At 64.7% G+C, this 19,763-nt stretch carries 19 protein-coding genes; 8 read left to right on the top strand and 11 right to left on the bottom strand.

What is annotated here, in order from left to right:
- A partial coding sequence (locus KQI11_RS02065) for a nucleoside hydrolase (RefSeq protein WP_216400896.1) occupies positions 1 to 297 on the bottom strand: 297 nt, incomplete at its 3' end.
- A 44-nt stretch (positions 298 to 341) separates the two neighbouring features.
- On the opposite strand from KQI11_RS02065, the gene KQI11_RS02060 reads away from it, so the two are divergent.
- Positions 342 to 962, top strand: a complete 621-nt coding sequence (locus KQI11_RS02060) for a Crp/Fnr family transcriptional regulator (RefSeq protein ID WP_185915680.1) — start codon at positions 342 to 344, stop codon at positions 960 to 962.
- 229 nt (positions 963 to 1,191) lie between these two features.
- On the opposite strand, the gene KQI11_RS02055 is transcribed toward KQI11_RS02060, so the two are convergent.
- The 3 genes from KQI11_RS02055 to gltX all read right to left on the bottom strand — a co-directional run bounded on the left by KQI11_RS02055 (position 1,192) and on the right by gltX (position 6,043).
- Positions 1,192 to 3,543, bottom strand: coding sequence for a SpoIIE family protein phosphatase (locus KQI11_RS02055; protein WP_216400895.1), 2,352 nt, complete (start codon positions 3,541 to 3,543; stop codon positions 1,192 to 1,194).
- 355 nt (positions 3,544 to 3,898) lie between these two features.
- Entirely contained in the window at positions 3,899 to 4,483 is a 585-nt protein-coding gene (locus tag KQI11_RS02050) for a cyclase family protein (protein WP_353653893.1), read from the bottom strand.
- A 105-nt stretch (positions 4,484 to 4,588) separates the two neighbouring features.
- The gene (gltX, locus tag KQI11_RS02045; protein ID WP_216400894.1) at positions 4,589 to 6,043 is read right to left on the bottom strand and encodes a glutamate--tRNA ligase; all 1,455 of its coding nucleotides are present in this window, start codon (positions 6,041 to 6,043) and stop codon (positions 4,589 to 4,591) included.
- Positions 6,044 to 6,444: 401 nt separating this feature from the next.
- Here gltX and KQI11_RS02040 point away from each other — a divergent pair, with 401 nt between their 5' ends.
- From KQI11_RS02040 to KQI11_RS02030, 3 genes are all read left to right on the top strand, one after another.
- Positions 6,445 to 7,635 (top strand): aminotransferase-like domain-containing protein, encoded by a 1,191-nt coding sequence (locus KQI11_RS02040; RefSeq protein WP_216400893.1) that lies wholly within the window; start codon positions 6,445 to 6,447, stop codon positions 7,633 to 7,635.
- A gap of 31 nt (positions 7,636 to 7,666) precedes the next feature.
- On the top strand, positions 7,667 to 8,677 hold the full coding sequence (trpS, locus tag KQI11_RS02035; protein WP_286172423.1) for a tryptophan--tRNA ligase: 1,011 nt from the start codon (positions 7,667 to 7,669) through the stop codon (positions 8,675 to 8,677).
- Positions 8,678 to 8,883: 206 nt separating this feature from the next.
- Complete coding sequence (locus KQI11_RS02030; protein WP_185915675.1) at positions 8,884 to 9,141, top strand: helix-turn-helix domain-containing protein; 258 nt, start codon at positions 8,884 to 8,886, stop codon at positions 9,139 to 9,141.
- A 133-nt stretch (positions 9,142 to 9,274) separates the two neighbouring features.
- Here the strand turns inward: KQI11_RS02030 and KQI11_RS02025 are convergent, their stop codons facing one another.
- Together KQI11_RS02025 and KQI11_RS02020 are read right to left on the bottom strand one after the other, a co-directional pair.
- On the bottom strand, positions 9,275 to 9,796 hold the full coding sequence (locus KQI11_RS02025) for a spore maturation protein (RefSeq protein WP_185915674.1): 522 nt from the start codon (positions 9,794 to 9,796) through the stop codon (positions 9,275 to 9,277).
- A complete protein-coding gene (locus KQI11_RS02020) occupies positions 9,793 to 10,422 on the bottom strand; it encodes a nucleoside recognition domain-containing protein (RefSeq protein WP_216400912.1) in 630 nt (209 codons plus the stop codon). Before KQI11_RS02020 ends, KQI11_RS02025 begins: the two co-directional genes overlap by 4 nt.
- A gap of 170 nt (positions 10,423 to 10,592) precedes the next feature.
- On the opposite strand from KQI11_RS02020, the gene KQI11_RS02015 reads away from it, so the two are divergent.
- Positions 10,593 to 10,832, top strand: coding sequence for an AbrB/MazE/SpoVT family DNA-binding domain-containing protein (locus KQI11_RS02015; protein ID WP_021660535.1), 240 nt, complete (start codon positions 10,593 to 10,595; stop codon positions 10,830 to 10,832).
- 223 nt (positions 10,833 to 11,055) lie between these two features.
- Here the strand turns inward: KQI11_RS02015 and KQI11_RS02010 are convergent, their stop codons facing one another.
- Genes KQI11_RS02010 through KQI11_RS02000 form a run of 3 tightly spaced genes read right to left on the bottom strand, consistent with a single transcriptional unit; the run spans position 11,056 to position 13,192 of the window.
- Entirely contained in the window at positions 11,056 to 11,925 is an 870-nt protein-coding gene (locus tag KQI11_RS02010; protein WP_216400892.1) for a DUF975 family protein, read from the bottom strand.
- A 20-nt stretch (positions 11,926 to 11,945) separates the two neighbouring features.
- On the bottom strand, positions 11,946 to 12,488 hold the full coding sequence (locus KQI11_RS02005) for a cob(I)yrinic acid a,c-diamide adenosyltransferase (protein WP_216400891.1): 543 nt from the start codon (positions 12,486 to 12,488) through the stop codon (positions 11,946 to 11,948).
- 53 nt (positions 12,489 to 12,541) lie between these two features.
- Complete coding sequence (locus KQI11_RS02000) at positions 12,542 to 13,192, bottom strand: histidine phosphatase family protein (RefSeq protein WP_185915671.1); 651 nt, start codon at positions 13,190 to 13,192, stop codon at positions 12,542 to 12,544.
- 166 nt (positions 13,193 to 13,358) lie between these two features.
- Here KQI11_RS02000 and KQI11_RS01995 point away from each other — a divergent pair, with 166 nt between their 5' ends.
- Positions 13,359 to 14,036, top strand: a complete 678-nt coding sequence (locus KQI11_RS01995; protein WP_353653892.1) for a helix-turn-helix domain-containing protein — start codon at positions 13,359 to 13,361, stop codon at positions 14,034 to 14,036.
- Positions 14,037 to 14,281: 245 nt separating this feature from the next.
- On the top strand, positions 14,282 to 15,628 hold the full coding sequence (locus KQI11_RS01990; RefSeq protein ID WP_353653890.1) for an APC family permease: 1,347 nt from the start codon (positions 14,282 to 14,284) through the stop codon (positions 15,626 to 15,628).
- A gap of 449 nt (positions 15,629 to 16,077) precedes the next feature.
- Here the strand turns inward: KQI11_RS01990 and gap are convergent, their stop codons facing one another.
- The gene (gene gap, locus KQI11_RS01985; protein ID WP_021660543.1) at positions 16,078 to 17,094 is read right to left on the bottom strand and encodes a type I glyceraldehyde-3-phosphate dehydrogenase; all 1,017 of its coding nucleotides are present in this window, start codon (positions 17,092 to 17,094) and stop codon (positions 16,078 to 16,080) included.
- Between the two features lie 255 nt (positions 17,095 to 17,349).
- Here gap and KQI11_RS01980 point away from each other — a divergent pair, with 255 nt between their 5' ends.
- Positions 17,350 to 18,507 carry a sensor histidine kinase gene (locus KQI11_RS01980; RefSeq protein ID WP_216400890.1) on the top strand — a complete coding sequence of 386 codons (1,158 nt, stop codon included), beginning with the start codon at positions 17,350 to 17,352 and terminating at the stop codon, positions 18,505 to 18,507.
- A gap of 130 nt (positions 18,508 to 18,637) precedes the next feature.
- Here the strand turns inward: KQI11_RS01980 and KQI11_RS01975 are convergent, their stop codons facing one another.
- A complete protein-coding gene (locus tag KQI11_RS01975; protein ID WP_216400889.1) occupies positions 18,638 to 19,762 on the bottom strand; it encodes a hypothetical protein in 1,125 nt (374 codons plus the stop codon).
- Between the last annotated feature and the right edge of the window lies 1 nt (position 19,763).

Raw genomic sequence — 19,763 nt, 5'->3', positions numbered from 1 at the left:
CATCCCGTCGGCCCCGTGGATCTGGTCGGCCGTCTCCAGCTCGCAGAGGAGGGGGCCGGGGGCCCCCACATGGACCGGCGGCCGATAGCTGCCCGCCCGCTCCACCGAGAGGAGGGCGTTTTTGACCGCCAGGGGCAGCTCCACATTCCCCGCCACGGTGGTGATGGCCAGCACCTGCAAGGTGGGGTCCCGCAGGGCCGCCACCAGGGCGACCGCGTCGTCGGACGCGGTGTCGGTGTCGATGATGATCTTTTTGCGCGCTGTCTGCTGTGCGATCTCTCCTCTCTCGATTGACAAATGGATGCCGCCCCCCTATCATAAAAGAAAAAGGGGGTGGGCCTGTGGACAACATCTTAGAATACCTGGTGCAGCGGGGCCTGCTGGGGCACTTTGCCCCCTTTGCCTGCAAGAATGGGGAGGCCATTTTGCTGCAGGGGGAGGTGCCCGAGTGGGCCTGCCTTCTCACCGAGGGGGAGGCGGTGGTCCGCACCCTGGACCCCGACGGCTTCTCCGCCATCCTCTACCGCTACCGGCCGGGGGAGATTTTCGGCGACCTGGAGATCGTCTGCCACCAGCGGGTCATCACCACCGTCTTTGCCTCGGGGGATTGCCGGGGCTACCGCATCGGCGGAGAGGAGCTGCTTGCCCTTTTGCAGCGGGATGCGGGGCTCGCCCTGCGCCTCTACGAAAAGACCGCCCGCCAGCAGCTGAATCAGTCGCTGGAGCGCACCGGCGCCAAGGGAAAGACGGTGGTCGTCCGCCTGGCGGCCCTCCTGCTGGCCAGCGCCGACGAAAACGGGGTGGTCACCCTGCCCAAACAGGAGATGGCCGACGCCCTCTTCACCACCCTGCGCAGCGTCCACCGGGCCCTGCAAAAGCTGGAACAGGCGGGGTTGGTGCGGGCGGACCGCCGGGCGGTGACCCTCCTTGCGCGGGGGGAACTGGCCGCACTTACAGTATAAGATCCCCCTTCTAAAAAGAAAAAGACCGCCGTCTATTTTTTTGCAAAACAGACGGCGGCTTTTTTGTGCACCTTTGCAGAGGGGCCGGGCGCGCGGCAGCGCCCCCTTCGCCGGCAAGAGGGCGGGAGGGGGCGCTGTCACAAAAAGAGGAGATTATATGCCAAGCCGCTGGACGCCCCTCCCCCGCTGACCAGGCGGAAAAGGGTGCGTCCCCCGGCGGGGGAAACGCCTATTGGGCCGAGACCCGAAAGCAGATGGCGGTGATGTCGTCTCGCTGGCCGGCGGCGTGCTTGGCCAGCTGACAGATGGCCTGGGCGATCTCTTCGGGCTCTCCGTCCTTTAAAAGGGCCAGCTGCTGGGCGATGAGGGCCTCGTCCTCCCCCACTGCGCCGTCGCTGACCATCAGCACCAGGTCGCCGGCCTTGAGGCGGGCGGCGCTCTTGTCCAGCGCCACGCTCTGGAGGATGCCGATGGGCAGGGAGGGCTTGCCCAGCCGGGCGGCTCGGCCGCCCCGCAGCAGGTAGGTGCAGGGGCTGCCCCCCTTGACAAAGAGGGCCTCGCCGGTGAAGCAGTCAAAGCGCATCAGGTCGATGGTGGAGACCGCCTCGTCCCCGGTCTTGACCGCCAGGGCGCTGTTGATGAGCTCCACCGAGCCGTCGATGTCAAAGCCCGAGCGCAGCACAGTGGAGACCACCGAGCAGGTCATGGTGGAGTCGATGGCGGCGAAGTCGCCGGTGCCCATCCCGTCGGAGAGGACGCAGTAGCAGTAGCCGTCCTCCCCCGAAAAGACGTCGAAGCTGTCGCCGCAGCGGCCGTCCGCCGCCAGCTGGCAGACCCCGTGTTCCAGTACCAGGGGCGGGCGCTCGTTGAGGGTGAGGTAGCTGCCGTCCAAGGTCTTTTTGAGCACCCCCTCGTCAAAGTTGCGCTCGCAGTAGTCCGAGAGCTCCTCTGAGATGTAGCGCTGCTGCTTTTCGCTCAGGTCGTTGTCCAGCTTGAGCTCGATTTTGGCCCCCTTCTGGCGGGAGGTGGTGCAGAGGACGTCCTTGGGCGCAAAGCCCAGGTCGGTGAGGAGATTGGCGATCTGGCGGCTGGACTGCATGTCCACGTCGTCCATGCTCTCCACCTGTTCGCCCATCCCCGCCAGCAGTTTGGCGAGGCTGTCCATCTGGCCGATGACCCCGCTCTTGACATAGGACATCTTCCGCCCCACCGCCCGGTTTTGCAGGTAGCGCTCATAGCCCTCCTCCACCGCCTGCAGCAAAGGGGCCAGCTTGACACAGCGCTTGACGAAATAGGGGGGCAGGTCCTCCCCGGAGAGCTGGCCCTGCTGCCCCAGCGCCTCCATCCCCTTGTTGAGACAGTCGCAGGTCTCGGTGTACTGCTGCTCCCAGCAGAAACTGCACAGCCCGCAGTTTTTGCAGACCTTGTCGGCGGCGCAGTGGTAGACCTGGGAGATGTCCTCCCCGCCCAGGGTGTCCAGCCGCTTGTAGAGGGTTTGGATCTTGTGGGAGATGGTGGAGAGGGAGGCGGCGGTGGACTGCAGCTTGTAGCTCACCATCCGCTTGACCCGCTCGCTCTTGACCAGGCTGTCCGCCCCCTCTCCCAGGGGCAGGGCCCCCAGCAGCCTCCCCGGCAGGAGGAGGAAGAGGGCGCAGCCCACGAACCACTCCACCACCAGCCCGCCCGAGAGCTCCTGCGCCGGCAGGAAGGTGGCGACAATGGTGCAGCAGACCCCAAAGGAGAGGGCGCAGAGCACCTTGTTCTGCCGCGCGAAGAGGCCCGCCACCAGCCCGCCCAGGGGGAAGGCCCCCATGAACAGCAGCATCTGCGGCCCCGAGAGGGAGATGGCCAGCGCCATCAGCACCCCCGCCACCGCGCCGGTGGACTCCTTGCCCAGGTAGGCGGCCACCAGGGTGAAGACCACCGCCGCCATCCGCCCCACCGAGAGGCCCAGCACCGCGATCCCGTCGAGGGCCATCAGCCCGCAGGCCAGGCAGATGAAGAGGCTGGCCAGCTGTAAGTTGGAAAAGCCCTTGAGGCTCTTCCCCTGGGAGAAGGCCGCGGCGGTGACGGTGAAGAAGTAGCAGACCCCCATGGTCAGCAGCGCCTCGCTGGCGGACAGGGCCAGCCGGTCGGGCGCCAACCCGACCGCCGAGGCCAGCCCCACCCGGGCGATGAGCACCCCCAAGCCACAGGCGGTGATTTTGGGCCAGGCCGCCCGCCGGTCCTCCGCCCGGAAGGCCAGGGTCCAGCGCAGCACCACCGTCAGCAGCGCCGCTGCCAGGTAGGTGAGCCCCGTCTCCAGCGGGGTGAGCAACAGGTAGCCGCAGAAGGCGCCGGTGGCGCTCCAGAGCAGATAGTCGCCGGGGACCGCCGCCAGAAAGGCGATGGCCAGGGGGGACATCTCCCCCAGCAGCGAGGCCCCCGCCAGCACAAAGCCCACGGCGAACACCCCCGCCTGCCGCAGCAAAAAGGCATGGCGGTGGGCCATCTGGGCCAGCCAGCTGCGCTGGCCCTCCCCCTTCTTCCCCGCCCTGCCCCGGGCCAGCCGCCCGGCGGCTGTAAACAGCATCCCTCTCATGGCCAATTCCTCCCTGGTTTGCGCATCTTCCCTCCCCCCGGCGCATACACATAGGGGGGAGGGGTGTCGGTCCTCTTTGGTACATTCAGTATAGAGGGCCGGCGGGTGGAAATTCTGTCGCAGCGGGCATGGGGAAAAATAGTCCTTTGCGGCGAGGGAGGCGGGAGAAGGGCCCCTTTTGGGAAAAGGGGGCGCTTTTTTGCGGGAAAGGGCGCAAAAAAGGCGGCCCTCTCCGGGCCGCCTCTCTCTGTTTGATAGGGATCGCCGTTCAACGGAGCCGCCCAAGCAGGTGCCGGGCGCTCGCGGGGAACGCCCCCCGTTCACCGCGCAGAGGAATGGGCGGGGGACCTGTCCCCTACTCCTCCCCCTCGGGCAACTCGGCCACCACCCGACAGGGCAGGCCGCTCATCTGGGCGAAGTTCACCGGGAAGGTGTAGAGGGTGCAGGCCGCCCAGGGCGCCCCCCGCAGCACCCCCTGCAGGTTGCAGAGGTTCTCCACCACAAAGGCCCCCCGGTCGGCGCAGCGCTGGTCGGCGGGGGTGTGTTCCCTGCCCCGGCGGATGCCGGCGCAGTCGATGCCCAGGAGGGAGACCTCCCGCTCCAGCAGGGCGTCGATGAGCCGCTGGGAGAGCTGGGGGTGCCCCTTGAAGTAGGCGGGGGTGGCGTAGCCCTCCCGCTCGAGCCAGCCGGTGGAAAAGAGGACGGCGTCGCCGGGGAGGACCCGCTCCAGGGGCAGGTCCTCCGGCTCAATGTCCCGCCCTGTCACCGCCGACACGTCGAGCACCAGCGCCGGGCGGCGGAGAAACGCCAGGGGGAAGACCTTGTCCATGACGTCAAAGTGGGTGCCCAGGTGGCCGGTGAGGGCCTTTTTTTCATTTCCCTGGGCGTCCTTGGTGCGTTCTGGAGTGACTTTGAGGGTGAGGTCGACAAACACGTTCACTCGCTCCTTTCGCGGCGGGGCCGCACACAAAAAAAGGGGGCCGCAGGATCCTGCCGACCCCGCGGCCCCCGGCCGTCTCTTCTCTTTGAAAAGGGGATCCGCCCGTCAGCCCTGCAGCTGGGCGATGCCCTTGCGGATGCGGGCGAGGGACTCCTCCCTGCCCAGGATGACCGCCATCTCCACCCCGCCGCCGGGGGTGAAGGACTTGCCGGTGAGGGCCACCCGCAGCGGCCAGAGGACGGCGCCGTTTTTGACCCCCAACTCGGCGATGAGGGCGAAGAGGGCGTCGTGGACCGGCGCGAGGGTGAAGTCCTCGATCCCCTCCAGCACCGGCAGCACCTTCTGCAGGGCGTCCAGGGAGGTCTCGGCGTTGGTCTTCATCTTCTTGTGGGTGTAGAGGTCGTTGCTGTAATCGGGCAGGGCGTCGATGAAGTCCAGCTGGGGGGGCACCTCTTCCAGCACCTCGGTGCGGGCGTGCAGCACCTGGGCCAACAGGTGAAAGTCGATGTCCTCCCGGGCGACGCCCTTCTTCATCCAGGGGAGAACGGTCTCGTAGAAGGTCTCCTCGTCCATCCGCCGCAGGTACTCGGCGTTGATGTAGCGCAGCTTCTGGGGGTCGAAGATGGCGGGGGACTTGGAGATGTCCTCGGGGGAGAACTCCCGCACCAGCTCGTCGAGGGTGAAGATCTCCTCCTCGCCCTTGGGGTTCCACCCCAGCAGGGCGATGTAGTTGAGGACCGCGTCCTTCAAATAGCCCTTGGCCACCAGGTCCTCAAAAGAGGCGTCGCCGTTTCGCTTGGAGAGCTTTTCGGTGGCGTTTTTCATCACCGGCGGGCAGTGGATGTAGACCGGGATCTCCCACCCGAAGGCCTGGTAGAGGAGATTGTACTTGGGGGTGGAGGAGAGGTACTCGTTGCCGCGGATGACGTGGGTGATCCCCATCAGGTGGTCGTCCACCACGTTGGCGAAGTTGTAGGTGGGCATCCCGTCGCGCTTGATGAGCACCTGGTCGTCGAGGGTGCTGTTCTCGACGGTGATGTCGCCGAAGATCTCGTCGTGGAAGGTGGTCGTCCCCTCCAGCGGCATCTTCTGGCGGATGACATAGGGCTCCCCGGCGGCGAGGCGGGCCTCCACTTCCTCCTTGGAGAGGTTCCGGCAGTGGCCGTCGTAGCGGGTGGGCTGGCCGGAGGCCTTTTGGATGGTCTTCATCTGCTCCAGCCGGTCCTTGTCGCAGAAGCAGTAGTAGGCGTGGCCCGACTCCACCAGCTGCTTGGCGTAGTCGATGAACATCCCCATCCGCTCGCTCTGCACATAGGGGCCCACCGGGCCGCCGATGTCCGGGCCCTCATCCCACCGCAGGCCGCACTGGCGCAGGGTGTTGTAGATGATGTCCTCGGCCCCCTCGACCTTGCGCTGCTGATCGGTGTCCTCGATGCGCAGGATGAAGGTGCCGCCGTCTTTCTTGGCCACCAGATAGGCGTACAGGGCGGTGCGCAGGTTGCCCACGTGCATGTAGCCGGTGGGGCTGGGCGCAAACCGGGTGCGAACTTTGCCTTCCATTCTCTTTACCACCTTTTCTTCTCTTCAAATCAAAACTGCCCGGCCACCGGGGCGGGCGCTGCTGCGGTGTGCAGTCGGCCGGCGCCGCACAAAAAAGGCGGCGGCAGCCACCTGCCCTTATAGTACAGTCTGGGCCGTCATTTGTCAATTTATCGGCTGCCGGCCGGGGGATTTTCGGCGCTTTGCAGGGGCGGGGGGTTTTTCTCCCCCCGCTCTTTGTGGTATAATAGCCGCAACGCGGCTATTATACCAGCGGCGGCCGGGCAGATGTGCAAACGCCCTCTGCCCCGCCCCATGGCCCGTATCGCCTCGCGCTGCGCGCCCCTGGCATTTCCAGCCGCACCCATCCCCCGGCCCGCCCCATCGGGGCCCGGCTGGGACCGTGAAAAGGAGGAACCGTCATGTCCTACCCCATCTCGCACAAGATGTCGACCCTCAAGCCCTCGGTGATCCGGGAGATCCTCAAGTACTCGTCCGACCCGAATGTCATCTCCTTCGCCGCCGGCAACCCCGCGTCCGAGACCTTCCCGGTGGAGAAGATCGCCGCCATCACCGCCGACATCCTGCAAAAAGACCCCACCGCCGCCCTGCAGTACTCCCTCAGCGAGGGCTACCCCGCCCTGCGCACCACCTTGGAGCGATGGCTGGCCCAGGACTACGGCATCGACTTTTCCGAGAACACCCTGCTCATCACCTCTGGCGCCCAGCAGGGCATCGACTTAGTGACCAAATGCCTGTGCGACGAGGGGGACACGGTGCTGGTGGAAAAGCCCACCTTCATCGGCGCGCTCAACACCTTCCGCTCCTACGGGGTGCAGTTGGCCCCGGTGGAGCTGGAGGACGACGGCCTCTCACTGCAGAGCCTGCGATCCGCCTGGGAGGGGGCCCACAACCCCCGCTTCCTCTACATCATCCCCACCTTCCAAAACCCCAGCGGGGTGGTCACCTCGCTGCAAAAACGCCAGGCCATCCTCGACTTTGCCCGTGCCCACGACCTGCTGATTTTGGAGGACAATCCCTACGGCGACCTGCGCATCGACGGGGAGCCGGTGCCCACCATCAAGTCCCTCGACCGGGGGGGCGACCGGGTCATCTACCTGGGCAGCTTCTCCAAGATCTTGGCCCCCGCCCTGCGGGTGGGCTTTGTGGTGGCCCGAAACGAGCTGGCCTCCAAGTTGGCGGTGGCCAAGCAGACCACCGACGTCCACTCCAACTCCCTGGCGCAGATCATCTGCAACGAGTTCCTCACCCGCTGGGACGTAAACGAGCACATCGCCGGGCTGCAGGCCACCTACCGCAAAAAGGCCCAGACCATGTGCGAGGCCATCGACCGCTACCTGGCGGGCAAGGTCACCTACCGCAAGCCCCAGGGCGGCCTGTTTTTGTGGTGCACCCTCCCCGATGAAATCGACATGCCGGATTTCTGCGAGCGGTGCGTCAAGGCCGGGTTGGCCCTGGTGCCGGGCAACGCCTTCTACACTGACGAGAGCCAGCCCTGCCACTCCTTCCGGGTCAACTACTCCACCCCCAGCGACGAGGAGATCGTCAAAGGGGTGCAGATCATGGCGAAAATTGTAAAAACTTTTGCATAAATTACGTTTAGTATAGAAAAGAGGAGCATTTATGGAACAGAACATGACCCCGCGCAAAAAGGTCATCTTCAGCGGCATCCAGCCCACCGGGGTATTCACCCTGGGCAACTATCTGGGGGCGGTGAAGAATTGGGGTCCCATGCAAGACGAGTACGACTGCACCTACTCGGTGGTGGACCTGCACGCCATCACCGTCAAGCAGGACCCGGCCAAGCTGCGCCGCCAGACGCTGGACTGCTACGCCCTGCTCATCGCCTGCGGCATCGACCCCCAGAAGAGCCTGCTCTTCATCCAGAGCCACAACCCCGCCCACAGCCAGCTGGCCTGGGTCCTCTCCTGCTTCACCCAGTTCGGCGACCTGGGGCGGATGACCCAGTTCAAGGAGAAGAGCCAGAAGCACCCCGACGACATCAACGCCGGGCTCTTCACCTACCCGGTGCTGATGGCCGCCGACATCCTCGCCTACGGCACCGACCTGGTGCCGGTGGGGCAGGACCAGAAACAGCATCTGGAGCTGGCCCGGGGGATCGCCAACCGCTTCAACGGCCGCTTCGGCGAGACCTTTGTGGTGCCCGAACCCTATATCCCAGAGACGGCGGCCAAGATCACGTCCCTCACCGAGCCGGAGAAGAAGATGAGCAAGTCCGACCCCAACCCCAACGGCTTCATCTCCATCCTCGACGAGCCGGACGTCATCCTCCGCAAATTCAAAAAGGCGGTCACCGACTCCGAGGGGGTTGTCTGCCGCCGGGAGGGGAAGGCCGGCATCAACAACCTGATGTCCATCTACTCCGCCATCACCGGCAAGGACTTCGACGAGATCGAGCGGGAGTTTGCCGGCAAGGGCTACGGCGAGTTCAAGCTGGCGGTGGGCGAGACCGTCAGCGACGAGCTGGCCCCCATCCGCGAGGCCTTCGCCCGGCTGTCAAAGGACAGGGAATACCTGGAAAAATGCTACACCGAGGGCGCGGAAAAGGCCTGCCGCGCCACCGCCAAGATGCTGCGAAAGGTCTACAAAAAAGTGGGCTTCATCGGCCTGTAAAACACCTGTCTACACAACCGTGCATTCCATGCGCCCGAGAGGGCGGGAGAAGCAGTGGCTTCCCCCGCCCTCTCTTTTTTATCCCCTCTTCCCACGGCCGCGCGACCCTGACATTAGGCGAATGTCACCCTCTCTCCCGGGCAAACCTATAATAAAACTGGCTTGAAAAAACGCCTGCGCAAGGCGAGCGAGAAGGTGATACGACCATGTACAAGAACAAAGCTCCCGACGGCCGCAACAACCTTTGCGGCAAGCAAATTGCCCATCTGCGCAAACAGATGCGGCCCCGGGTGTCCCAGCGGCTGTTGGCCGAACGGCTGCAGGTGCTCGGCCTGGATTTGGACAAGAACGCCATCCAGCGAATTGAAAATGGAAGCCGTTTTGTGACCGACGTGGAGTTGGCACAGATCGCCCAACTGCTGCAGGTCTCGATGGAGGAGCTGACAGAGGGGCAGTCCAGTTGAGGGCCTCCTCCACTCACCCGGAAGAGACCCGGCCGGCCAAAAGGCCGCCTCCCCCTAATCCGAAGGGGAAGGCGGCCCAAAAAGGGGCGCAGACGCCGCGCGCGGCGGACCTGCGCCCCTCTTTTTTTGCCCCTCACCCCGCCGCGCCGAAGAAGAGGCGCACCAGCAGGGCGCTACAGACAAAGCCCGCCAGGTCGGCCGAGAGGGCCGAGGGCAGGGTGTGGCGGGTCTTTTTGACGTGGGTCACCCCGTAGTAGACCGCCAGGGTGTAAAAGGTGGTCTCGGTGGAGCCCATGAGCACACTGGCCACCCGGCCGATGTAGCTGTCCGGCCCGAAGGACTGGAGCACGTCCTGAAAGATGACCATCGCCCCGCTGCCCGAGATGGGGCGCAGGAGGGCCAGGGGGATGATCTCCCGCGGGATCTGCAGCAGCGACGCCACCGGCGCCAGCCCCACCTGCAGGAGGTCCAGCGCCCCGGAGGCCTTGAACATCCCCACGGCGGTCATCAGCCCCACCAGGGAGGGGAGCACCCGCAAAATCACCTTGGCGTTCTCCCCCGCCCCCTCCATAAAGGCGTCAAAGACCGGCACCTTCTGCGAGATGCCGTAGAGGGCAAAGGCGCAGAGGAGCAGGGGCACCACATAGGCGGTCACGGCCGGCTCCCCCCCTTGGCGATCCGGCGGGCGGCCGGCCCGGGCTCGCGGGTGCGGGTGGCGCCCCGCAGGGCGCGGTTGACCAGCAGCCCCGCCGCCAGGGCGAGGACGGAGCAGAGCCAGACACAGGTGATGATCTCCATGGGGTTTTGGCTGCCCGCCTTGAGCCGCAGGGTGGCGGCGGTGGTGGGGATGAGCTGCAGCGAGGCGGTGTTGAGCACCACAAAGGTGATCATGTCGTCGGAGGCGCTCTCCCCGCCGCCGTTCTGCCGGTCCAGCTCCCGCATGGCGGCAAGGCCCAGGGGGGTGGCGGCGTTCCCCAGCCCCAGGAGGTTGGCCATCAGGTTCATGGAGATGGCGGCAAAGGCGGGGGAGTCCCGCCGCACCCCCTTAAAGAGCCTGCCCACCAGGGGGTAAAACCAGCCGGAGATCTTTTCGGTCAGCCCAGACTTCTCGGCGATGTTCATCACCCCGCCCCAGAGACAGAGGGAGCCCAGCAGGGTGATGGACAGCTCCACCGCCTTGAGGCACTCCCCCATGGCGGCGGCCGAGACCCCCTCCATCCGCCCGGTGAGCGCCCCGCAGATCACCGACAGAACGAGCATCCCCACCCATATATACGTCATCACGAAAATCCGCCCCTCTCTCGAGGATAAATATGTCAAGAGTGTAAATTGTATTCCTTTCTCCCATTTATTTACTTGAAAAAATTGACAAATCGACCCCATTTGACTATAATAATCTCAGTTCCCACATTTTTTGCAGTTTTATATCGACAAGAAGGAGAGAAATAGCAATGAAATCTACTGGCATTATTCGTGAGATGGACGAACTCGGCCGCATCGTGATCCCCATTGAGCTGCGCCGCAGCCTGGACATGACCAAGGGGACCAACATTGAAATTTTCGTGGAGGACGACGTCATCAGCCTGCGCAAGGTCAAAGACAGCTGCGTCTTCTGCGGCTCTGACAAGGATCTGGTCAACTACATGGACCGCCTGGTCTGCAGCGACTGCATTGAGAAGCTGAAAAAATAGGCTTCTTCTCCCCACGCTTGCCCTCTATATTTTCATACAAGTTTGCACTTCGCGTTTCCTCACGCGGCAAAAAAGGCGGCGCTTCGGCGCTGCCTTTTTTGCACCCTAAAAACGCCGCTCTCTGCGGCAAGGGCAACCCGATAAAAAGAGAGCCGCACCGGGCCTGGCAGTCCGGTGCGGCTCTCTTCTCTCCCCGCCCTGTCAGAGGGCGGGCGGAGCTGTTTTAAGGGCGGCTGGCCCCCTCTGTCGCCCGCTGCGCCGGGCAGCCGTAGGCGGTGAAGTCCACCTCCCGCAGCCAACAGTGGGCGTAGAGGGCGGTGCTGGTGGAGAGGTGGGGAAAAAAGTAGAGGATGGGGATCACCAGCAGGGAGAGGAGCGCCCAGGGCAGAAAGGACAGATAGAGGAAGAACAGCTCCCCCCGGCGGCTGGCCATCTCCTTCACCGAGATGTGAAAGGCCTTTCGCACCGGGATGTCGGAGCGGGAGATGACGATGTACTTGGCCAGAAAGTACCGGGTCAAAAAGTAGACCAGCAGCGGCACCGTCAAGGCCATCAGCAGCAGGGAGAGGATGATGACCACCGCCCCCAGGGCGGTGAAGAGGGTGCTGTCGGTGGAGATGTAGAAGTAGTACCCGGCCCAGAGCAGCCCCGCCGGGGGGGCCAGCATGCAGATGCTGTAAAAGGCGCTGCGGGCAATCAGGTTGAGGGCGTACCAGATGCTCCGCCCCATTCGCCGCAGGCCGCCGAAGTAGTGAAAGACATCCCACACCGGGGCGTCGGGATCCAGGGCCACATTCCAGTACCAGCGGTGCTGCCCCAGATAGAGGGGGGCCAGGACCAGCCCCCGCAGCAGCCAGATGGCGAGGATGACCGAGGCGCTGAGGATCACCACCGGCGCGTCAAAGGGGACCTCCCCCAGGGCAAAGAGGTCGGAGAGGCCCCAGATGTTGAGGGTCTGCACGCAGATGCGCTCCACCAGGGTGAAAAACATCAGCACCGACACCACCATGAAGAGGACGGCCATAGCCTTGCCGATCTGGTGGCGAAGGATCTTTTTCGAGTCCCGCTTGATGCTCTGTCTCAACTCGCTCACTCCCTCCCTTCCCGCCAGCGTCAAAACTCGATCCCCTTGCGGGCGGGGACGCCCCTCTCGAAGGGGTGCTTGCGGCAGCACATCTCGGTGCAGTAATCGCTCTGTTCTACCAGGGCGGGCGGCGCGTCCCGCCCGGTGAGCACCACCTCGGTCCCCGGGGACCGGTCCGCGAGGAGGGCGAGCACCTGCCCCTCCTCCACCAGGCCCAGGGAGAGGGCGGCCATGATCTCGTCGCAGACCACCAGCCGGTAGGCCCCGCCGGCGGCGGCAGTGGCGGCCTGGGCGAGCAGCTCCTGCTGCTGGGCCCGGCAGGCCGCCTTCTCCCCCTCGTCCATGGCAAAGTAGAACTTGCCGCTGGTGAGGGGCGAACACACCTGGGCCCCCAGGCGGCGCAGGCTCTCCAGCTCGGCCGAGTCGCCGCCCTTTAAAAATTGGGTGAAGTAGACTCGCTCCTCCGCGCCCAGCGCCCGCACACACAGCCCCACCGAGGCGGTGGTCTTCCCCTTGCCGTCCCCCGTGTAGATGTGCACCAGGCCCAACTGCTCTCTTCTCTCTTCCGCCATCACGCGACCGCCTTTCTCTCCATGGGGCCACAGGCCCCGCCGAATCTCTCTCTTTACCGCCCGCTGAGGGGGGTCGGCGTCTGCGCCCCGTGGGGCATGATGCCGATGACCTCAAAGGCCTGGGCGGCCTGCCACAGCTGGGGGGTCACCAGCAGGGTGTAGCCGCAGCCGTCATCGCAGTGCCACTCCAACTGGCGCTTGCGGGGGTAGCCAAAGGCGGCCAGCAGCCCCATGATCACCCCGCCGGGCACCACCACTGCCGCCGACTCCAGGCCGCCCTTCATCATGTCCTCGATGACGGTGCGGATGCCCAGGGTGCAGCGGGCGGCAAACTCCTCGATCTCCTCCCCGTCGGGGATGAAGGCGTCCGGCGACCCGGCGGCAAACTTCTCAAAGTCGGGGTCGCCCTTGAGCTCTTCCAGGGTCTTGCCCTCAAAGCGGCCGAAGTCCAGTTCCCCCAGCTCCTCCATGACCTCCTGCTCGGCCACCCCGGGGTAGAGCAGGTGGGCGGTCTGCCGGCAGCGCAGGTGGGGCGCCACATAGAGCTTGTCCGCCGCCGGGTAGTCGTAATCCCCCTGCAGTCGGCGCAGGCGGGCCACCCCCTCGGGACAGAGGGGCAGGTCGGTGCGCGCCCCCACGTACCTGCCGTCCAAATTGCCCTGGGTGAGGCCGTGGCGGATGAGGTGAACCTTGTAAGTTTTCATAAAAACACCATTCCTTATTATTGCAATGCGGAGAAAGAAAAATCCCTCCGCCCAAATCGCTCAAATTTGCCTTTACAAAAGGTTTTGCTTGCTTTATAATTTACACTATGTAAAAATGCGGGGAGTTTTGACGATGAATGCCGATTTTCATAGGATCCTGACTCTTTTGAGGAAGGAGAAGGGGGTCAGCCAAAAACAGGTGGCTGCCAGCCTGGGGATTTCCCAGGCCCTCCTCTCCCACTACGAAAAGGGCATACGGGAGTGCGGGCTGGAGTTCGTGGTGAAGGTGGCCGATTACTACGGCGTCTCCTGCGACTACCTGCTGGGCCGCTCGCCCGACCGGGCCGGGCTCACCCTCTCGGTGGACGACCTGCCCGACGGGGACGGCGGCCGCCAGAACGCCTTTGCCGGCAGCATCATGCCGGTGCTCAACAAAAAGCTCATCACCAATTCCCTGCACATCGTCTTCGACATGCTCTCCAAGGGGCGCAACGACTCGCTGACGCGTGAGGTGTCGAGCTACCTGATGACCGCCGTCTACAAGTCCTTTCGCAAACTCTGCGGCATCAACCCCAAAAATCAGGACACCATGTTCAGCATCTCCAAGGTGCGGGTGTCCCACCTCTGCCGCAGCGCCATGAGCCAGAACGAGGCCAACATCGACTGCCTGTCGGCTGGGCAGGACCTGGAGGGGCTCACCCCCATCGAAAACCGGGACGCCTTTGCCCTGACCACCCAATCCATGACCGAGAACTACCCGCTCTACTACTCCTCCCTGCAAAACCTCATCAGCAATGTGGAGGCGGAGCTGGGCAAAAACGGCGGTGGCAGGGGCAAAAAGTAGGCGGCACCCCAGGGTCGGGCCGTCGCCCCTGTCCATTAGTATACTACCATTTTTACCCGCAATTGAAAACGCTTTTCAAATTTTTTCTCCCTTTTCCAAGTCGACTGCGGACTGCCCCTTCTGGGCGGCCCGCCTTTTTTCTGCCCGCCGGGCAGCGGCGGGCGGCTAAAGGGCGGAGCAATCGACCATACTCAACACAAAGCCCTCTTTTTGCTGTGCGCAAAAGGGGAAAAGGAGGCAACTGCGTGGAACTCAAACCAAAATACGGCCTGTTCACCGCCTTTACCATGATCGTAGGGATCGTCATCGGCTCGGGGATCTTCTTCAAGGCCGACGACATCCTCACCCTCACCGGGGGCAACATCGCCCTGGGGGCCCTGGCCTTTGCGGTGGCGGCCATCGCCATCGTCTTCGGCGGGCTGGCCTTTGCCCAGCTGGCCTCCCTCACCGACTCCCCCGGCGGGCTGGTGGCCTATGCCCAGGAGTTCGGCAGCCGACGGCTGGCCTGTGCGGCCGGGTGGTTTCAGACCTTTTTCTACTACCCCTCCCTCATCTCGGTGGTCTCCTCGGTGGTGGGGGTCTATCTGGCCCTCCTCTTTGGGCAGGACTGGTCCCTGGGCACACAGGTGCTGGTGGGGGGCGGGTTCCTGCTGCTGTGCTACCTCTACAACACCCTCTCCCCCAAATTCGGGGGCGCCTTTCAGCGCCTCTCCTCGGTGGTCAAGCTGATCCCCCTCCTCCTCTTCGCCGCCGTGGGGATGCTCTTCGGCGACCCCTCCTCCATCGTCCCCCCGCAGACCGGCAGCGCCTTTGCCGCCCTGGGGTGGACGGCGGCCCTGGCCCCCATCGCCTTCTCCTTTGACGGGTGGATCGTGGCCACCTCCATCGCCCACGAGGTGCGCGACGCCAAGCGAAACCTCCGCATCGCCCTCATCGCCGCTCCCCTCTTGGTGTTGGCGATCTACCTGCTCTACTTTGTGGGGGTCTCCTGCTACCTGGGCCCGGAGCGGGTGATGGCCCTGGGGGACGCCCACATCGACGTGATGGCCGGCGACCTGCTGGGGCCCTGGGGGGCCAAGGCGGTGCTGGTCTTTGTCCTCATCTCGGTGATGGGGACGGTCAACGGCCTGGTGATGGGGAGCATCCGCATGCCCCACGCCCTGGCCCTGCGGGGGATGGTACCCGGCGCCGCCACCCTCGAACGGGTCAACGCCCAGCTGGACATCCCCGTCCCCTCGGCCATCCTCTCCTTTGCCGCCTCGGCGCTCTGGCTGGGGCTGCACTACTGGAGCCAGCGCGGCGGCTGGCTGCCCAACGCCGACCTGTCCGAGTGCACGGTGGCCTTTAGCTACCTGTTCTACATGGCGGTCTACTTCCTCCTCATCCGGCTGTTTTTCCGGGGGAAGGCGGGCGGCTGGGTCAGCGGGGTGCTCATCCCCTTGCTGGCCACCCTGGGCGGGCTTTTGATCCTGGCTGGCGGCACCCACAACCCCCTCTTCTGGCCCGCGGCAGCTGTGGTGACCGCCGTCCTGGCCGCCGCCGTCTGGCGGTATGGCGGCCCGGTCTCCCGAGCGGGCGGCATCCGGCCCTAAGCAAATCCTCTGTGGCAATGGCCTTCCCGGCCGCCGCTGGCTGCCAGGGCGGGTGTCGGGCCGCAATGGGGGACAGGCCGTCAAAGGGCCCTCCGCTGCCCATGGCGAATTAGGCCGCGGCGCCCGAAGAAAAAGCGCGCTTGATCGCCCAAAAGGGCCGTTCACCGGCCCGGTCTTTGGGGCTGGGGGTAGGCGCCGAAGGAGCGCCGGCAAAGCGGACACCCCCCCAGCGCTCAAAGCGCACCAAGTTTTGTGCGGGGAAAAGCTCTGCCATCCCTCCCGAACAAAACGCTGCAGCGGCGGGAAAAGACACGGGTCCCTCCCTCCCACAAGCGCTGCGGTCAACCGCCGTTTCCTTTGCCCTTTTTCCGCATATTGCCGTTCATTCTTCGCACAATAAAAGGGCCGCTGCCTCTCGGCAGCGGCCCTTTTGAATGCTTGCGGCAAAGTTACTTCGCGTCGACCTCGGCCATGTGGGAGATCAGCTGCAGAACTTTGTTGGAGTAGCCCCACTCGTTGTCGTACCAGGAAACCAGCTTCACGAAGGTGTCGTTGAGCATGATGCCGGCCTTGGCGTCGAAGATGGAGGTTCTGGGATCGCCGTAGAAGTCGGAAGAGACAACGGCGTCCTCGGTGTAGCCCAGCACGCCCTTCAGAGAGGTCTCGGAAGCCTCTTTCATCTTGGCGCAGATGTCCTCGTAGGTGGTGGCTTTGGCCAGTTTGACGGTCAGGTCGACCACGGAGACATCCAGGGTGGGAACGCGCATGGACATACCGGTCAGCTTGCCCTTCAGAGAGGGGATGACCAGAGCGGTGGCCTTGGCGGCGCCGGTGGAAGAGGGGATGATGTTGCCGGCAGCGGCGCGACCGCCTCTCCAATCCTTCTTGGAGGGGCCGTCAACGGTCTTCTGGGTGCCGGTGGTGGAGTGAACGGTGGTCATCAGGCCCTCGACGATGCCGTAGTTGTCGTTGATGACTTTGGCGATGGGAGCCAGGCAGTTGGTGGTGCAGGAAGCGTTGGAGACGACCATCATGTCTTTGGTGTAGGTCTCCAGGTTGACGCCGCACACGAAAGTCGGGGTCTCTTTGTCCTTGGCGGGAGCGGAGATGACGACCTTCTTGGCGCCGGCTTTGATGTGGGCAGAAGCCTTCTCGGTGGTGCAGAAGACGCCGGTGGACTCAACCACGTAGTCGGCGCCGCACTCGCCCCAGGGAATGTTGGCGGGGTCCATCTCAGCATAGAACTTGATCTCTTTGCCGTTGACGACAATGGCGTCATCGGTGTAGCTGATTTCGCCCTTGTACTGGCCGTGCACGGTGTCGTAGCGCAGCATGTAAGCGCAGTAGTCAGGGGTCATGAAGGGATCGTTGATGCCCACGAACTCGTAGTCGGGGTTGTCCAGACCAGCGCGGAACACCAGTCTGCCGATGCGGCCAAAGCCGTTGATACCGATTTTGATAGCCATTGGAAACAGCCTCCTATATTTTAAGTTGCTTTCATTTTATATCAAAACAGGGGAAACCGCAAGGGTTTGTCACAAAATTAACTGTTCCTTCCCAGTATTTTCACGTTTTCCCCGCCGGGGCGTGCAGGCGTTTGCAAAAAGGGGGCCCTCCGCCCAGCTAAAACCCCAATATTTGGCGAAATGTCTTTACAAACCGATTTCAGTGATAGTATACTGACACTATCCTATTTTGTCGAATTATGGAGAAAATTGTCGATGAATGGTTTGGACCCGATCCCTCACCCTCCCATTGTGGAGATGGTCAAGCGGTGTTTTCGAGATATGCAGGCGCCGGTATCCCTCTGCGACCCCGCGCTTGACACCCTTTGGCAAAACCCATATTTAGAGCGACAGTGCCCCCAGTTTTCCCTGCGCAGCCTGCGGGAGCTCTCGCAGGAGTGCGACTGGCCGCAGGTCGAGGCGCAGCTGCGCCGGGGGCAGGAGGTGCTGCTGCAGCTGCCCTCCCTCTTTTCCGGGGAGGGGACCGCCTCGGTGCGGTTGCTGCCCTGTCTGGACGACGGCGCCCTAGAGGCGGTCTTCGCCCTCTTCCCCGCGCCGGCAACCGCCGCCTCCCCCCTGGAACTGGAGGGGGCGCAGCGGGTGGCAGCCGCCTTCTCCCAGTCCTACCGCACCAAGCTGACCGCCATCTTCTCCGCCCTGCCCCCCCTGGCCCGCCGGCTGGAGGAGAGCGGCGACTACGCCGGCCAGCAGCTGGTGGAGCGGATCAATCAGAGCGCCTACCGCCTGCTGCGCATCAGCCGCAACGTGGAGGAGATCGCCAAATACCAGTCGGGCAACAACCCCTTTTTGCCCCAGCCCCTCGACATGGGCCGGTTTTTGGAAAACCTCTGCGAGGGGGTGCGGCTGGTGATGGGGCGCAGCGGCATCCCCTTCACCAGCCAAATCCAGCTGGACGGGGTGCAGATGCAGGCCGACCAGGGCAAATTGGAGCAGGCCCTGACCAACCTCCTCTCCAACGCCTTCCTCTACACCCGGGACCAAAACGCCGTCCACCTGGACGCGCGCCTGATTGGCGGCGAAGTGGTGATCACCGTGCGGGACCGGGGGCGGGGCATCGAACCGGCCCTGCAGGCCAAGGTGTTTGAACCCTACTTCTCCCACGGGCCGGATGGGGGCTTCCCCTCCACCGGGCTGGGGCTGACCCTCTGCAGGTATGCAGTCGCCCTCCACGGCGGGCGGGTCCTCTTGCAGAGCACCCCTGGCGAGGGGACCACTGTCAAGTGCATCCTCCCCGTGCGGGAGAGCGCCGAGGACCCGGTCCTTCGGAGCGAAAGCCCCTTTGAGCTGCTCCAAAACCGGTATTCGGCCCTTTACGTGGAGTTGGCTGATGTCTGTCAGCTGCCTTACGCGTAGTTTTTTCAAGCCAAGGAAAGCGGCCTTGCGCGTCGGATCGCGCAGGGCCGCTTTCCTCTTTTCATCGGCACACGAAAAGGCCGCCGCCCGCTTTGAGCCGGGCGACGGCCTTTTTTCCTCGATTTGAGTGCTATCGCCCCCGGCGGGGGCCGCCCTCTCTCTTGCTGCGGGGCCGGTACACATAGGCGCCGTCCCCCCTGCCCGCCGCCCTGCGAGGGCCGGACGAGCGCCGGGGGGCGCTGGGCGCAGGCCGCTCTGCCGGCCGCGGGGCGGGAGGGGTGGCCCTGGCAGAGGGCTCCTCCGGCCGCTCCCCGTCTGCGGCGGGGACGGCCTTCCCCCTCCCCTCCCCAGAGGGGGGTGCAGCCCTCTTCTCCGCCGCGGGGGGGTCTTGCGGCCCCTCTTCCCTGTCGGCGGTGTAGAAGAGCTGCGCCCGGTCCGCCAGGGGGATGCCGGGAGCGGGGGCCAGGTGCTCCCCCGCCCGGCGGGCAGGGTCCAGCTCTCCCGCCAGGTAGAGACAGAGCACCAGCCCGGCCGCGAAGTAGAGCAGGTCAAAGACAAGGCCCAGCAGGTCGCCCAGGGCGAAGGCGGCCCCGCCCCCCAGCGAGAGGACCGCCGGTGGGAAGGTGGCGAGGGCGAAGCAGAACAGGTGCAAAAGCCCCCAAAAGGTCCCCTTGCGCACCCGGTCGCCGCCCCACTGGGCGCCCATGGCCCCGGCGGCGTGGACAAAGAAGAAGCAGGCGGTGCAGCAGGAGAGCAGCTCCAAAATCCCCTGGGAGACCAGGGCCGAGACCGCCCGCCCCGCAATCAGCAGCACCAGGGTGTAGCCGGGGTAGAGGGCGCAGAGCACCGGCAGCCGGCTGGCCGCCCCGGCGAGGTAGCGGCCGCAGCCGAAGAGCCCCACCCCAAAGAGGACGGCAAAGGCGTAGAGGCCCAGCCGGGCCAGGGGGACCCGCCCCCCTAAAAAGAGGGAGACCAGTTGGGCGGCCCCCACCCCGGCGACCAGGATGCCCAGGGCGCAGAGCGCTCCGCCCCAGCCGGGCCGGGCGGAGCCGTCCCGGCGGCCCCGCGGCTCCCCCCTGGCGCAGAAGAGGGCCAGCAGGATGCAGAGCAGCAGCGCCCCGGCAATGGCCCCGTACTGGAGCGGGGACTGGCTGGTAAAGAGCCCCCCCGCCACATATCGGTCCAGCTGGAAAACGCGCAAGGCCGCCGAGGCAGCCGTAAAGACGGCCCAGGCGGCCAGAAAAGCGATCTTCATA

The sequence above is a fragment of the Acetanaerobacterium sp. MSJ-12 genome, from assembly GCF_018917875.1.
Classification (GTDB): Bacteria; Bacillota; Clostridia; order Oscillospirales; family Ruminococcaceae; genus Bittarella; species Bittarella massiliensis.
Note: the sequence above shows the minus strand (reverse complement) of the source record. Positions and strands in the feature narration are given on the sequence as shown.